Raw genomic sequence first — 14,157 nt, forward strand, 5'->3', positions numbered from 1 at the left:
CGACGAATGCGGTATCAGGGCCCGAAACGGCACCCTGTTTATTTCGCATCCTCGATTTTTTCGAGCGTGACACTGCCATTGGTGTAGACACAAATCTCACCGGCAATCTTCATTGCCTTGCGGGCAATTTCTTCAGCACTCATGTCCATATCAATCAAGGCACGGGCAGCAGACAAGGCATAATTGCCACCTGATCCGATGGCGATAATGCCGTCTTCAGGTTCCAAAACATCACCCTGACCGGTCAAAACCAGTGACACATCCTTGTCGGCAACCGCCATCATGGCTTCAAGCTTGCGCAGGTAACGATCAGTGCGCCAATCCTTGGCCAATTCAACACAGGCGCGCATGGTTTGGCCCGGATGACGGTCCAATTTGGCTTCAAGACGCTCAAGCAAGGTAAAGGCATCGGCGGTCGCACCGGCAAAACCAACAATGATTTCGCCCTTGTTGCCGATCCGGCGTACCTTGCGGGCATTGCCCTTGATCACGGTTTGGCCAAGCGATACCTGACCATCGCCAGCCACGACGACTTCGTTGCCCTTGCGCACAGACAGGATCGTTGTGCCGTGCCAGCTTTGTTGTTCGCTCATGAATTATCCTTGAATATCATCCAATGCTTCGACCAAGAGTTAGCACGGCAGGCGTCCCGGTCAAGGGCAGAAGCCACCCGGCCCCGATCGGAAAACCTTCATTGCGTGGCAAACAGTGTTTCAACGCAGTGATGCATAAAAAAGTCAAAGCACAGTTTCCCAACATGCTTTACCCTTAACCACCAAAAGAATTTCCAGAAACACAGGACCAAAAGCCATGAGCCGCAACGATCTTTCCCAAACCCATCTTGGCAAATGCATTCTTGCCGGACAGGGCAAAATCAAGGCGGATCTGGTCCTTCGCAATATCGGGTTGCTCGATGTCATCACCGGCAAGGTCACTGTGACCGACATCGCAATTGTTGGCGATCGGATCGTCGGCACCCATGACAGTTACGCCGGTGAAACCGAAATCGAGTGCACCGGCAAATTCGCGGTTCCGGGCTTTATCGATACCCATCTGCATATCGAAAGTTCGCTCGTCACCCCGCTTGAATTTGACCGCTGCGTGTTGCCGCACGGTGTAACCACCGTTTTGTGTGACCCGCATGAGATTGCCAATGTGCTGGGTGCTGAAGGCATCAAATATTTCCTAGATAGTGCCGAACAGACCATCATGGATGTGCGGGTTAACCTGTCATCCTGTGTGCCTGCCACTGCCTTTGAAACCGCAGGGGCGCGGCTTGAAATCGACGACCTTTTGCCGTTCCGCAGCCATGAAAAGGTCGTCGGTCTGGCCGAATTGATGAATTATCCCGGCGTGCTTAACCTTGATCCGGGCATCATGGCCAAGCTTGAAGCCTTTCAGGATGGGCATATTGACGGCCATGCGCCGCTGGTGCGCGGGCTTGACCTTAATGGCTATATGGCCGCAGGCATTCGCACCGACCACGAAGCCACATCCGCCGAAGAAGCCCGTGAAAAACTTGCCAAGGGCATGGCGATCCTGATCCGTGAAGGATCGGTTTCCAAGGATCTTGAAGCACTGGCTGAAATTCTGGACGAAAACAGTTCAAGTTTCGTCGCGCTCTGTACCGATGACCGCAATCCGCTTGATATCGGCGAAGAAGGCCATCTTGATAGTCTGGTGCGCCGTTTGATCGGTCATCTTAAAGCCCGCAAGTGCCCGATCCATCATGCGTACCGCGCCGCATCGCATTCGGCTGCGCGCATTTTCGGCCTGCGCGATCGTGGCTTGATCGGGCCGGGCTGGCGGGCAGATATCGCGATTCTGGATGATCTTGATACCTGTAATGTTGTCGATGTGATTGCCGCAGGCCGCCTTGTCACCAATGATCTGTTTGCCAGGCGCAAAACCATTGCCCCGGTCGGACTATCCTCGATGAAGGCAACACGCGTTGATCCCGCTGCCTTTGCCTGTGATCCCAAACCGGGGCAAAACCAGACCCCGGTGATCAAGGTCAAACCGGGTCTTATCCTGACCTTCCGCGACGAAGCCACACTTGAAATCGGCGATAACGGCTTGAAACCCGATCTTGCCAATGACGTGATCAAGGTTTCAGTCGTTGAACGCCATGGCATTAATGGCAATATCGGACGCAGCTTTGTGCGGGGATTTGGTCTGAAACGCGGGGCAATTGCATCATCCGTCGGCCATGACAGCCACAATATCACGGTGGTTGGGGCCGATGATGCCGATATGGCGGCCGCCGTGAACCGCCTGATTGAAATGGGCGGCGGCTTTGCCGTTGCCGATGGCGGAAAAGTCACCGCTGAACTGGCCTTGCCGGTCGCAGGTTTGATGAGCCTTGAGCCGTTTGAAGTGGTTGAAAAAGACCTGATTACGCTACGTGCCGCCGCCAAGGATCTGGGCTGTGTCTTGCCCGAACCCTTCCTTCAGGTCGCCTTCCTTGCCCTTCCGGTGATCCCGCACCTTAAAATGACCGATCGTGGCCTGTTTGATGTCGATAAATTCGACTTTGTCTAAAGGCAACGCTGGCTTCATTGGCGTTAAGTCCGGATTACACGGATTTAACGCCACCCCTTGGCCACCTTAAACTGGCATTTGCGCGACTTTGTTGCTAAATACGTCTCATCATATGCATCAATACCTGCAGGAAAGGAGCTTTGCATGCGCAAGGCCCGCGTTGAGCGTAATACAAACGAAACTCAGATCACGGTTGAAGTGAACCTTGATGGTACCGGCGTTTATGACGTCGAGACCGGGGTTGGCTTCCTTGATCACATGCTCGAACAGCTTTCACGCCACAGCCTGATGGACCTTAAAGTCCGGGCCAAGGGCGACCTGCATATTGATTTCCACCACACTACCGAAGATGCCGGCATCGCAATTGGTCAGGCCGTTGCAGAAGCCATTGGCGATAAGAAGGGCATCAATCGCTATGGCAGTTGCTTGCTTCCGATGGATGAGGCGTTGACCCGTGTCGCACTTGATATTTCAAGCCGCCCTTATCTGATCTGGAATGTCGAATTTACCCGCGACAAGCTGGGTGATATGGATACCGAATTGTTCCGTGAATGGTTCCAGGGCTTTGCCCAGGCAGCAGGCATTACCCTGCATGTCGAGAACCTGTATGGCGAAAACAATCACCATATCATTGAAAGCGCCTTTAAGGCGCTGGCACGGTCGCTGCGCGTCGCGATGGAAATTGATCCGCGCAAATCCGATGCCATTCCGTCGACCAAGGGTGTTCTTGGCGGATCGCTTTGATCTGATCTGATCATGATCGGGAATATACCGGCAGTGCCAAGCGCGCTGCCGGGACCAGAAAATCGGTTTTCGATGAAGGTTTACACAGTCCATATCCATCCCGGCGATGCCGAACCGATGGAAAATGCCATCCTGATCCGCGAAGGCTTCAATTTCTGGGCCTTTTTGCTGTCGGGACTTTGGGCGTTGTATCACCGGCTTTGGCTGGGGTTCTTTGGTCTGGTTGCGGTGTCGTTCCTGTGCAGCTTTGCCGTGATGGCCTTTGACGGCGGTCCGGAAATGGACTTTGCCCTCGCACTGGTGACCGGCATCGGCTTTGGTCTGATTGCCAATGATCTTAAGCGCCGTAAATTGGCCGCTCAGGGCTGGAAGCTTTGCGATATTGTTGCCGGTCACAATGAAAGTGATGCCGAACATCGCTGCTTTAACCGCTTGCGTGCCCCACAATCAGCGAAAGCTGTTGTCCCCACCCCCTCAATCGGGAGCCCATCCTACCCATGAGTGTTGCGATTATTGATTACGGTTCAGGCAATCTGCGTTCTGCTGCCAAGGCGTTTGAACGTGCCGCCCGCGAAACCGGCTTTTCCGATCCGATCCTTGTCACCGATGATCCGGAAAAGGTCCGCAACGCCAGCCATATCGTGCTTCCGGGCGTTGGCGCCTATGCCGATTGCCGGGCTGGTCTGGATGCTGTGAGCGGCATGGTGGATGTCCTGACCGAACAAGTGATCAAAGGCGGCAAGCCGTTCTTTGGCATTTGCGTTGGCATGCAGTTGATGTCATCCGTCGGACGTGAATTTGAAGTGACCGACGGTCTGGACTGGATTGCGGGCGAAGTTGTCGCGATTAAGCCAAGTGATCCCGACCTTAAAATCCCGCATATGGGATGGAACGAACTGGTTCTTGATCCTGCTGGTAAAACCCACCCGGTGATGGCCGGTGTTTCGGATGGCGATCACGCCTATTTCGTGCACAGCTATCACATGCATGTCACCAATCCGGCGGAACGACTGGCATCGGTTTCTTATGGCGGGGACCTGACCGCAATGATCGGGCGTGACAACATGGTCGGAACCCAGTTCCACCCGGAAAAAAGTCAAAAAACAGGGCTTACCATCATTGGTAATTTCCTGGGATGGAAACCATGATCGCACCGAGTGATACCATTCAGGACGGGGTTATCTCCGAACATGTGACCAAGCTTTCGGCAGGTGATCTTTCCGATATTGTCGATGCCTGTACGCAGGCCATTGTCGAAGGGGGTGGCTTTGGCTGGCTGACGCCACCTGATCGCCCGGATATGGAAAAATACTGGCGCGGTGTCTTGTTGATGCCCGGTCGCCATTTGTTCGTATCGCGGGTTGACGGGGTGATTTCCGGTGCGGCCCAGTTGATTGAAACCCCGGCCAACCTTGAAGCCCAACGTCATTCCGCCCAGATTTCCGGCCATTTCGTTGCCCCATGGGCGCGTGGGCGCGGCAACGGTAAGGCGATTGTGCGTTCGATTGAATATTTCGCCCGTGAAGCGGGCTATAGCGTATTGAAACTTGACCTTCGCGAGACCCAGACAGCCGCCATAGCACTTTATAACGGGCTTGGTTATGTCCGTTGGGGCATCAATCCCTATTACGCGATGATCGACGGTAAAATGGTCGAAGGTTATTACTACACCAAGAAAATACAGGACACGGATCAGTGAATCTTTATCCCGCAATTGACCTAAAAGACGGTGCCTGCGTTCGCCTTTTGCGCGGCGATATGGACAAGGCCACCGTGTTTAATGACAACCCCGGTGCACAGGCCGGTGAATTTGTTGCTGCCGGGTGCCATTGGGTTCATATCGTTGATCTGAACGGGGCCTTTGCCGGTGAGCCGGTCAATGGCGCAGCAGTTGATTCAATCCTTGCCGCCGTTGATGGCAAGGCCCAAACCCAGCTGGGTGGCGGTATCCGCACCATGGAAACCGTTGATTACTGGCTGAACAAGGGTATTACCCGCGTCATCCTTGGCACCGTTGCACTGCGTAATCCCGATTTCGTTAAGGAAGCCTGTGCCAAATGGCCGGGCCGTGTGGCGGTTGGCATTGATGCCCGTGATGGTTACGTTGCGGTTGAAGGATGGGCAGAAACATCCGAAGTCACTGCCCTTGAGCTTGCCAAGAAATTTGAAGATTGCGGTGTGGCTGCGATCATTTTTACCGACATTGACCGTGATGGCGCGATGGGTGGCCCGAATATTGAGTCCACCGTTGCACTGGCCTCTGAAATCTCGACCCCGGTGATCGTATCGGGCGGGGTATCATCGCTTGAAGATCTGATTGCCGTTAAGCAGCATAGCGATGCCGGCATTGATGGTGCCATCTCCGGCCGTGCGCTTTATGACGGACGGATCGACCTTGCCGCTGCGATTGCAGCCCTCGCGTAACCGAGCCAAACAGGAAACCGACCATGTTAAAAACCCGTGTCATTCCCTGTCTTGATGTGAAGGACGGCCGCGTTGTCAAAGGGGTCAATTTCGTTGATCTGATTGATGCCGGTGATCCGGTCGAACAAGCCCGCATCTATGATGCCGAGGGTGCTGACGAGCTGTGCTTTTTAGACATCACCGCATCAAGTGATAACCGCGACACCATCTTTGACGTGGTCGCACGCACCGCAGAAGCCTGCTTTATGCCGGTCACGGTCGGCGGCGGGGTGCGTAGCCTTGATGATATCCGCAAATTGCTTCTGGCGGGGGCTGATAAAGTCTCGATCAATACTGCTGCGGTCAAAAACCCCGATTTCGTACGCGAAGCAGCCCGCAAGTTCGGATCGCAATGCATTGTGGTTTCGATTGATGCCAAATCGGTGGGGCCAGACAAGTTCGAAATTTTCACCCATGGCGGACGCGAAGCCACCGGAATTGACGCCGTTTCGTTTTCAAAACAAATGACCGAATATGGTGCGGGCGAACTTCTTGTCACCTCGATGGACCGTGACGGGACGCAGTCGGGCTTTAACATCCCGCTGACCAAAACCATTGCCGATAGTGTCCATGTGCCGGTCATTGCATCGGGCGGAGTAGGCACGCTTGACCATATGGTCGAAGGCGTGCGTGATGCACATGCATCGGCGGTTTTGGCCGCATCAATCTTTCATTTTGGCACCTATCGCATCCGTGAAGTCAAAGACCACATGAAAGCCGCGGGCATTCCCGTGCGCGAGGGATAAGGGGCCGTCGTCATGACCGATCAATCCAAACACGTCCTTGATGCGCTTTATGCCACCGTTGCCGCGCGCAAGGGTGCCGACCCGGAATCAAGCTACACCGCCAAGCTCTTTGCCAAGGGCACAGCCAAAATCGCGCAAAAAGTCGGCGAAGAAGGTGTTGAAACCGTGATTGCCGCCCTGGCCGAAACGCCGGAAAAAGTCGCGTCCGAAAGTGCTGATCTGCTGTATCACCTTACCGTTTTATGGGCCGATCAAGGGGTGAAGCCCGAAGACGTCTGGGCCATTTTGGCCGACCGTCAGGGCATTTCGGGTCTTGCCGAAAAGGCATCGCGCAGTAAAGATTAAGGCACAAAGCCAACACGATTTCGGGCAAAGCCCGATCAAGGTATCAGGAGCACCCCAATGGCCGTCCAACCCTACGATCCGGAAAACATCTTTGCCAAAATCCTGCGCGGCGAAATCCCGTGCACCAAGGTCTATGAAGACGACCATGTGCTGGCCTTTAACGATATCGCACCGCAGGCCCCGACCCATGTGCTGGTGATCCCCAAAGGCGCCTATACGTCCTATGACGATTTTGCCGCCAATGCGTCGGATGCCGAAATCATTGCCTATACCCGGGCGATTGGCAAAATCTCGGCCGCGGCGGGTGTGGTCGAAGACGGCTATCGCCTGATCGCCAATACCCGCGAAAATGGTCGCCAAGACGTTCCGCATTTGCATGTGCATATCCTTGGCGGGGCAAAACTTCCGTTGATGCTGCCAAAGGCGTAAGCACCCATCAAATCAAGCAAAAGGCAGGATAACGCATCGCGATCCTGCCTTTTTTATCCCTGTCATCACATGCCAAGCCAGTCATGAACACGATCACCCCAACCGCCTCTGACATTTTTGCTGCCCTGATTGGTGGCTGGTCGCTGAGCCGTGATTTGGGTGACGTTGGCCGGTTTGTCGGGGATGTGACGTTTCAAGCTGCTGAGCCAGACAAACTCAATATGCTGCGCTATCGCGAGGAAGGGTTTTTGACCCGTCCGGATGGGACGCGGTTTGATGGCTACCGCGAATATGACTTTGTCTTGCATGAAAACCCGGGCGCGATTGAGCTTCTGTTTCGCGATCCAATAGGGTTTGGCAATCGCTATGTCATGCTGCAATTTGGTGAAGATGCCGATGAGGGGCTTTGTGCACGCGACATTCATCCGTGCGGGGATGATTTTTATCATCACTGCATGATCTGGCAGAATGACGGTCATTTCGAAACTAAAATAAAAATCACAGGCCCGAAGAAAGACCATATGCTTCACAGCATTTATCGCCGTAAGCAGGGCACGTAATTCCCGCCATATATCGTCTTATATCAATGCATTGGGTTACATTTACATATCAACGCCTACAGATGCCTCACGCAAAATCCAGTCGCGAAAAGCGGTGACTTCCGGGACATTAATCCGGTTTTCCGGCGTGATCAGGTAATAGGCACCGGGGCTTGTAAGCGCCGCATCACTAATGATTTCCAAGCTGCCCTCGGCCAATTGGCCTTCGATCAAAACACGCGGCAAAAGGGCAATGCCCATCCCGGCCTTGGCGGCCTCGATCAACATAAAGAAATGCTCAAACCCCGGTCCGGGGCTACCGGCGACCGTAACCCCGTTGGCTTGCGCCCAGCTGTGCCATGCTTTGGGCCGGGTGGTATGGACAAGCCGTGGGTGATTGGAGACAAGCCCGTTTAGATCGGTTTTCTCAGCCGCGCCAACATATCCCGGCTTGGCGACAACCACCTGAATTTCATCAAGAATTTTATCAGATCGCACCCCTGTCCAGCTGCCATCGCCAAAATAAAGTCCGACATCAAGTTGCTTCGCGCCAAGGTCGGGGCTGCGATCCGGGGTGGCGAAATTAAGTGACAGTGTCTCGATCACCGGACGGATATCCGGGTGTTCGTTTTGAAACCGATTTAATCTGGGAATCAGCCACGAGCTGGCCAGCGTATGCAGGGCGCCAATCACCAATCGACGTTCGCCCGCGCCATGGGTGACGAGATTAAGGGTGGCGGCTTCGATCTCGTCCAAGGCATGGCGCAAGCTAGGCAAATAGGCCCGACCTGCTTCGCGCAGACTAAGCTTTGGCCCATTACGATCAAACAGTGCCATGCCAAGGCTGGCTTCAAGATTGGCGACCTGTTGGCTGATCGCCCCGGCCGTGACCGACAGTTCATCCGCCGCACGGGCGAAACTGCCCAAGCGTGCCGCGGCCTCAAAGGCGCGCAGGGCATTAAGCGGCGGAGTGGTTGGGCGCAGCGCCATTACAATAGATTTCCTATTAATAACTTAAGAACTTCTGATTTTGTCCGCCATATTATGCCGGTTTAGACTGTTTCCAACAATAAGCATTAGATTAATTGGAGATCACCATGTCCTTACCCCCGTTCCATCTGGCCTTCCCGATCAAATCGATCGCCGACACACGTGCGTTTTATATCGATATTCTGGGCTGTGACGAAGGTCGCTCCACCGAGGCATGGATTGATTTTGATTTCTTTGGTCATCAGTTATCGGCCCATGTGCGCAAAGATGCCGGACAGAATGCCGGTTCGGGCACGGTTGACGGCGATGCGGTGCCAATCCCGCATTTCGGCGCGGTTCTGGAATGGGATGTATGGCATGATCTGGCCGATCGTTTGAAAAAGGCCGGGGTTAAATTCCTGCTGAACCCGAAAATCCGCTTTGAAGGTGAACCCGGCGAGCAGGGAACCTTCTTTGTCGAAGACCCGGCTGGCAACGGGTTGGAGTTTAAGACATTCCGCGATCCGGCAATGATCTTTGCCCATTAATCGAACGATTTGAACATTGGTTTGATTGATCGTAATTGCGGAACCAAGCCAACGAAGGTCATGGCCCTAAACCCTGCAATCCATAAACGCGCCAGCATATGCAAAGGAACGCTTTGCGATCTGGCGCGTTTATCGTGATGGATGCCTTACGTAATCGGTTACAGACATCTACCAGCTTGCTACATTGCCACTTTGCCAATATGTCCCGCGCTCAGGAGAAAGCCCCATGCCAACCGTTAATGCCACGCCCAATATCCTTATTTCCGCAGCAGGCGATGACGCCATTTGGAAAAAAGCGCTGGTTGAACGGCTGCCTGAGGCAAATATCGTCACGGGTGATGAAAATTACGATCCTGAAACGATTGACTATGCCATGTTCTGGAAACAGCCCCAGGGCATGATCAAAACACTGACCAATCTCAAAGCCATTTTCTCGCTGGGGGCCGGGGTGGATCATGTTGTGTCTTCGCCCAGTCTGCCAAGCCATCTTCCGGTTATTCGCCTTGAAGATGCCGGGATGGCCGATCAGATGGTGCAATATCATCTTTATGCAGCGCTTCACTTCATGCGCGATTTTGACGTCTATAGCGCCCAACAAGCGAAGGCGACCTGGGTGCAGCATGATGTTGCACGCATTGCCAGATGCCGGGTCGGGGTAATGGGGCTTGGCGCACTTGGCGCTGCGGTTGCGACTTCCTTGGCAAACCTTGGCTTTTCGGTTTCAGGCTGGAGCCGGTCAATGAAGGTAATTGACGGCATTTCAACCTATGCCGGGCAAGAAACACTGGCCGAATTTTTGGGCCAGTCCGATATCCTGATTTGCTTGCTGCCGCGCACCCCGGAAACGGAAAATGTGCTAAACAGCACCACGTTTTCTTTCCTACCCAAGGGGGCTGCGATCATTAACGCCGCACGCGGCGCAATGATTACCGAGGCCGATTTGCTCCGCGCCCTTGATACCGGGCATTTGCGCGGTGCGTTTTTGGATGTTGCGGTGACCGAACCGCTGCCCGAAAGCCATCCGTTCTGGGATCATCCAAAAATCCGCATCACCCCGCATATTGCCGCGGCCACCCGGTTTGAAGAATCAGCCGATCAAATCGCAGATAACATTGTGCGCATCGGCAACGGCGAAGCCCCGCGCGGGCTGGTTGATCGCCAAATCGGCTATTAGGGTCTGACCCGCGCCATTCCCTGGCAAATTGCCGCCATGGATTAAATCATATGACCCCTGCGGGTTTTGCTTGTCGCGTGATCTTGTTTCTGAAAAGAACAAGCACAGCCTTGCTCATAGGCACGTGTTCAGACAGGATTTCCGATGTCGGCCAAAACCTTTGTTGCCCTGCGCGTCGATTGCGATGCCCAAACTGCGTTTGATCGTTTCACCAATGACATTGATCTTTGGTGGAAAGCGGGCCCGCGCAACCGTTTGATCGGCAACCGTCCGGGCATCATGCAATTTGGCGAAAAGGATGGCATCCGCACCCTGCAGGAAGTCGATAAACGCCATCCTGATTTCGTGGTCGAGGCCGGAAAAGTGACCAAGTGGGAACCGGGCACCCGACTGTCGTTTGAATGGCGCTGGCCAATGGCCGATGCCAACGAACCGGTTACAATCGTTGATATCCGGTTTAGCGGATTGGGCGATTATACCCGCATCACGCTTGAACATCTCGGCCTTGAAAAACTCTCCGCCGCCCATCCGGGCCGCAACGGGCTTAACGACAACCGGTTCAAACCAATGATGACCCATTATTGGCAGGCCCATCTGGTGTCGTTACGAAACCGGGTCAAAATGCTTTCGACCCTTGAAAACCCGACCTGATTTCTGCGCTAGATATCCGCTTTGGCCAGAACATCCGCCACCCAATCGACAAACACCCGCACACGTACGGAAAGCTGTCGGTTTTGCGGATACAGGACGGATACCGGCATCGGATCGGGCGGGAAATCGGCCAATATTTCCACCAAACGCCCGGATTTCAAATCATCCGTGACGCGATAACGCGGCACTTGAATCAGGCCAAGCCCGGCCGCCGCACAGGCGGCATAGGTATCCGCCCCGGTCACTGAAATGCTACTCGGCAGGGTGATTTCGCGAATTTTGCCGTCAACAGTGAAATCAAGCGGGATCGGTTTGTCATCGGCTCCCGAAAGAAAGCTGACCATCTGATGGCCTTGGCTTATCAGATCATCCAGGGTTTTAGGTGTGCCAAACCGGGCCAGATAATCCGGGCTGACAATGGTTGCCTCATGCAACAGGGCCAACCGGCGCTGAATCATTGATGAATCGGCCAGTTCCCCGCTTCGCAGAACGCAATCAAACCCTTCATGCACCAGATCGACAAAGCGATCCCCGTCGGCCAGCACAAGATCAATCCCCGGATAGCGCTGTTTGAAATCCGGCAAAGCCGGCACGACAAAGGTCCGGGCCAATGTGCCCTGAAGGTTTACCCGCAAAAGCCCCTTGGGATCGGTTTTGGTAAAAATACCGTCGGCTTCTTCAAGTTCGGCCAAAATCCGCACGCACCGTGTGTAATAGGCATCGCCATCACGGGTCGGGTTGACCGTGCGGGTCGTGCGCTCAAGCAATCTTGTGCCCAACCGGTCTTCAAGCCGCTGGATCGAATTGGTCATGGTTGCGCGCGGGATCAAAAGATCACCGGCCGCCTTGGTAAAGCTTTTGCGCTCTACCACCCGGACGAAATTGCGCATTTCTTCAAATCGATCCATAAGCGCCTTCATTGTTATTCAAATTCGAACAGTTAATTCGAATATAGGCTAATTATCCGAAAAGTCATCCGGGTCATAGTCGGCTCATCGCCTTTAAAGCCTTTCACCCAGACCAAGGAGACTGTTCATGTCTACCAATGAAAACAGAACCGCCATCATCACCGGCGCATCGCGCGGTATTGGTGTTGCCCTTGCCAAACGTTTGGCGACCGACGGATTTGCGGTTGTCATCAACTATGCCAATTCGGCGAATGCGGCCGAAGAACTTGCCAATGAGCTGAAATCACAAGGCCATAAGGCAATCGCCATTAAGGCCGACATTGCGCGCCCCGATGCGGTAACGGCCCTGTTTGACAAGACGATTACCGAATTTGGCGGTGTTGATGTCATTGTGAACAATGCCGGTGTCATGACCACCCAGCCGATTGCCGAGATGGATGACGCCACCTTTGACGCGATGATGGATATCAATGTGCGCGGCACATTTAACATGCTGCGCGAAGGGGCCAAACATCTGCGCGATCATGGCCGGGTGATCAATTTTTCCACCACGGCGCTGCATCTGAAACTGCCGGGCTATGCGGTCTATAACGCAACCAAGGCCGCGGTCGAGGCGATGACAGGCGTCTATGCCAAAGAACTGCGCGGCCGTCAGATCACGGTCAATGCCGTCGCACCGGGCCCGGTCGCAACCGAGTTGTTCTTAAATGGTAAAACCGACGAACAGGTTGCCCAGTTTGCCAAAATGCCACCGCTTGAACGCCTTGGTCAGCCTGATGATATTGCCGGTGTGGTTTCCTTCCTGGCGGGACCTGATTCCGGTTGGGTCGATGGTCAGACCCTTCGCGCCAATGGCGGCCTTGCCTAAGCTTTAAGGAAAGCGGCATGTTCGGGCACATCCCCCTTACCCCGCGCCCGGATGTACCAAAACCCACACAGCAACCCGCCAAATGATGCCGTCCTTTTTAAAGGGGCGGCATCATTGCCGTTTTGATCATGGCCCCATCGCCATTTGCCACCCCTTAATCGGCCCGGCAATCTTGCCCAATGGCACGGCTTTGGATCATTATGGCGCCGCACCCGGTCACAGCTATCTGAAAATAGGCCGGATGTGTCGCCACCGCATTGAAAAGGGATCAAAATGAGCCAATCCGCCCCACTGACTTTTCGCTATGCCACCCGCGATGATTTGCCTGCGATTGTTGCCCTTTTGGCCGACGACGAAAAAGGCAAAACCCGCGAAGAATTTACCGATCCACTGCCCGATGCCTATTACGCGGCATTTGATGCGATGGAATCACAATCCACTGAAAGCCTTCCCAACAAATACCTTCTGGCCTGTCAGAACGACAATGTTGTTGGCTGTTTGCAGTTAACATTGATTGCCGGTGTGTCGCGCCGCGGGCAATTACGTGCCCAGATCGAAGGGGTACGGGTTTCAAGCACAGTACGCGGACAGAAGATTGGCGAGCAGCTGATTACCCAATCCATTTCGATTTCGAAATCACTTGGTGCTGTGCTGGTGCAATTCACCACCGATAAAACCCGCAAAGATGCCCATCGGTTCTATGAACGGCTTGGCTTTGTTGCCAGCCACGAAGGCATGAAACTGGCACTTGATCCGGCATAAAGCCCCTTGCGTTAAACCCCGGTGCGCGCTTTGCCTTCATGCAACCATGTTGTGGGGCCAATATGGCACTCTGATCACGACGATCTTGGCAAAACATACAGACGGAGGTTCACCATGAATTTATCCGACTTGCAGGATATGGCCAAAACCCGGGGTTTTTCCCATATTTTCAGCGCATCCGACAATCACGTGATGTGCGACGGAAAACAGGCGCAATATCACGCCGATGATCTGACCATCATCGATTCCAGTTCTGTCGATAGCGGCACGGATCCGGGCGATGACGCCACCCTTTACATGATAGAGGCCAAAGACGGCACACGCGGCATGTTGATTGTTCCTGACAGCTTCCATACCGACCGTAACAAAGCCGACCTTGTCGATCATTTGCGGCGCAAACATTCCTGATCTTTGGAACAAGTTCTATGGTCCGGCGTTTTTCCTGTATCGACGGAATTTCGATTAAGGAG

Annotated in this window: 19 protein-coding genes; 16 read left to right on the top strand and 3 right to left on the bottom strand. The window is 54.0% G+C overall.

All coding sequences use genetic code 11. The features are described 5' to 3' along the window. Positions 1-38: 38 nt before the first annotated feature. Positions 39-593, bottom strand: a complete 555-nt coding sequence (hslV, locus tag ACQ0MK_RS17400) for an ATP-dependent protease subunit HslV (RefSeq protein WP_350041009.1) — start codon at positions 591-593, stop codon at positions 39-41. 217 nt (positions 594-810) lie between these two features. On the opposite strand from hslV, the gene ade reads away from it, so the two are divergent. The 10 genes from ade to ACQ0MK_RS17450 all read left to right on the top strand — a co-directional run bounded on the left by ade (position 811) and on the right by ACQ0MK_RS17450 (position 7,828). Next, the gene (gene ade, locus ACQ0MK_RS17405; RefSeq protein WP_430473675.1) at positions 811-2,541 is read left to right on the top strand and encodes an adenine deaminase; all 1,731 of its coding nucleotides are present in this window, start codon (positions 811-813) and stop codon (positions 2,539-2,541) included. Positions 2,542-2,685: 144 nt separating this feature from the next. Next, on the top strand, positions 2,686-3,285 hold the full coding sequence (hisB, locus tag ACQ0MK_RS17410; protein WP_350045111.1) for an imidazoleglycerol-phosphate dehydratase HisB: 600 nt from the start codon (positions 2,686-2,688) through the stop codon (positions 3,283-3,285). Between the two features lie 12 nt (positions 3,286-3,297). Beyond that, entirely contained in the window at positions 3,298-3,786 is a 489-nt protein-coding gene (locus ACQ0MK_RS17415) for a DUF2628 domain-containing protein (protein ID WP_430473676.1), read from the top strand. Next, complete coding sequence (gene hisH, locus ACQ0MK_RS17420) at positions 3,783-4,433, top strand: imidazole glycerol phosphate synthase subunit HisH (protein ID WP_350041014.1); 651 nt, start codon at positions 3,783-3,785, stop codon at positions 4,431-4,433. Before ACQ0MK_RS17415 ends, hisH begins: the two co-directional genes overlap by 4 nt. Next, on the top strand, positions 4,430-4,984 hold the full coding sequence (locus ACQ0MK_RS17425; RefSeq protein WP_350041015.1) for a GNAT family N-acetyltransferase: 555 nt from the start codon (positions 4,430-4,432) through the stop codon (positions 4,982-4,984). Before hisH ends, ACQ0MK_RS17425 begins: the two co-directional genes overlap by 4 nt. Beyond that, on the top strand, positions 4,981-5,709 hold the full coding sequence (gene hisA, locus ACQ0MK_RS17430; protein ID WP_350045107.1) for a 1-(5-phosphoribosyl)-5-[(5-phosphoribosylamino)methylideneamino]imidazole-4-carboxamide isomerase: 729 nt from the start codon (positions 4,981-4,983) through the stop codon (positions 5,707-5,709). The genes ACQ0MK_RS17425 and hisA overlap by 4 nt, the downstream gene beginning before the upstream one ends. A gap of 23 nt (positions 5,710-5,732) precedes the next feature. Then, positions 5,733-6,494, top strand: a complete 762-nt coding sequence (gene hisF / locus ACQ0MK_RS17435) for an imidazole glycerol phosphate synthase subunit HisF (RefSeq protein ID WP_430473677.1) — start codon at positions 5,733-5,735, stop codon at positions 6,492-6,494. A gap of 12 nt (positions 6,495-6,506) precedes the next feature. After that, a complete protein-coding gene (locus ACQ0MK_RS17440) occupies positions 6,507-6,839 on the top strand; it encodes a phosphoribosyl-ATP diphosphatase (RefSeq protein ID WP_350041018.1) in 333 nt (110 codons plus the stop codon). A gap of 57 nt (positions 6,840-6,896) precedes the next feature. Next, the gene (locus ACQ0MK_RS17445; RefSeq protein ID WP_350045105.1) at positions 6,897-7,268 is read left to right on the top strand and encodes a histidine triad nucleotide-binding protein; all 372 of its coding nucleotides are present in this window, start codon (positions 6,897-6,899) and stop codon (positions 7,266-7,268) included. Positions 7,269-7,351: 83 nt separating this feature from the next. Continuing rightward, the gene (locus ACQ0MK_RS17450; RefSeq protein WP_430473678.1) at positions 7,352-7,828 is read left to right on the top strand and encodes a DUF6314 family protein; all 477 of its coding nucleotides are present in this window, start codon (positions 7,352-7,354) and stop codon (positions 7,826-7,828) included. A 42-nt stretch (positions 7,829-7,870) separates the two neighbouring features. On the opposite strand, the gene ACQ0MK_RS17455 is transcribed toward ACQ0MK_RS17450, so the two are convergent. After that, positions 7,871-8,797, bottom strand: a complete 927-nt coding sequence (locus ACQ0MK_RS17455) for a LysR substrate-binding domain-containing protein (protein WP_430473679.1) — start codon at positions 8,795-8,797, stop codon at positions 7,871-7,873. A gap of 107 nt (positions 8,798-8,904) precedes the next feature. Here ACQ0MK_RS17455 and ACQ0MK_RS17460 point away from each other — a divergent pair, with 107 nt between their 5' ends. The 3 genes from ACQ0MK_RS17460 to ACQ0MK_RS17470 all read left to right on the top strand — a co-directional run bounded on the left by ACQ0MK_RS17460 (position 8,905) and on the right by ACQ0MK_RS17470 (position 11,149). Then, the gene (locus ACQ0MK_RS17460; protein ID WP_430473680.1) at positions 8,905-9,324 is read left to right on the top strand and encodes a VOC family protein; all 420 of its coding nucleotides are present in this window, start codon (positions 8,905-8,907) and stop codon (positions 9,322-9,324) included. Between the two features lie 226 nt (positions 9,325-9,550). Then, the gene (locus ACQ0MK_RS17465) at positions 9,551-10,498 is read left to right on the top strand and encodes a 2-hydroxyacid dehydrogenase (protein WP_430473681.1); all 948 of its coding nucleotides are present in this window, start codon (positions 9,551-9,553) and stop codon (positions 10,496-10,498) included. Positions 10,499-10,642: 144 nt separating this feature from the next. After that, positions 10,643-11,149, top strand: coding sequence for an SRPBCC domain-containing protein (locus ACQ0MK_RS17470; protein ID WP_430473682.1), 507 nt, complete (start codon positions 10,643-10,645; stop codon positions 11,147-11,149). A gap of 8 nt (positions 11,150-11,157) precedes the next feature. On the opposite strand, the gene ACQ0MK_RS17475 is transcribed toward ACQ0MK_RS17470, so the two are convergent. After that, on the bottom strand, positions 11,158-12,057 hold the full coding sequence (locus ACQ0MK_RS17475; protein WP_430473683.1) for a LysR substrate-binding domain-containing protein: 900 nt from the start codon (positions 12,055-12,057) through the stop codon (positions 11,158-11,160). A 127-nt stretch (positions 12,058-12,184) separates the two neighbouring features. Between ACQ0MK_RS17475 and ACQ0MK_RS17480 the strand changes: the two genes are divergently transcribed. The 3 genes from ACQ0MK_RS17480 (at position 12,185) to ACQ0MK_RS17490 (ending at position 14,095) form a co-directional block, all read left to right on the top strand. Beyond that, positions 12,185-12,925 carry an SDR family oxidoreductase gene (locus tag ACQ0MK_RS17480; RefSeq protein WP_430473684.1) on the top strand — a complete coding sequence of 247 codons (741 nt, stop codon included), beginning with the start codon at positions 12,185-12,187 and terminating at the stop codon, positions 12,923-12,925. Between the two features lie 273 nt (positions 12,926-13,198). Beyond that, entirely contained in the window at positions 13,199-13,687 is a 489-nt protein-coding gene (locus ACQ0MK_RS17485) for a GNAT family N-acetyltransferase (protein WP_430473685.1), read from the top strand. 114 nt (positions 13,688-13,801) lie between these two features. Further along, positions 13,802-14,095 carry a phosphoribosylpyrophosphate synthetase gene (locus tag ACQ0MK_RS17490; RefSeq protein ID WP_430473686.1) on the top strand — a complete coding sequence of 98 codons (294 nt, stop codon included), beginning with the start codon at positions 13,802-13,804 and terminating at the stop codon, positions 14,093-14,095. The last annotated feature ends 62 nt before the right edge of the window (positions 14,096-14,157 follow it).

The organism is Thalassospira lucentensis, from assembly GCF_050516545.1.
Taxonomy (GTDB): Bacteria; Pseudomonadota; Alphaproteobacteria; order Rhodospirillales; family Thalassospiraceae; genus Thalassospira; species Thalassospira lucentensis_C.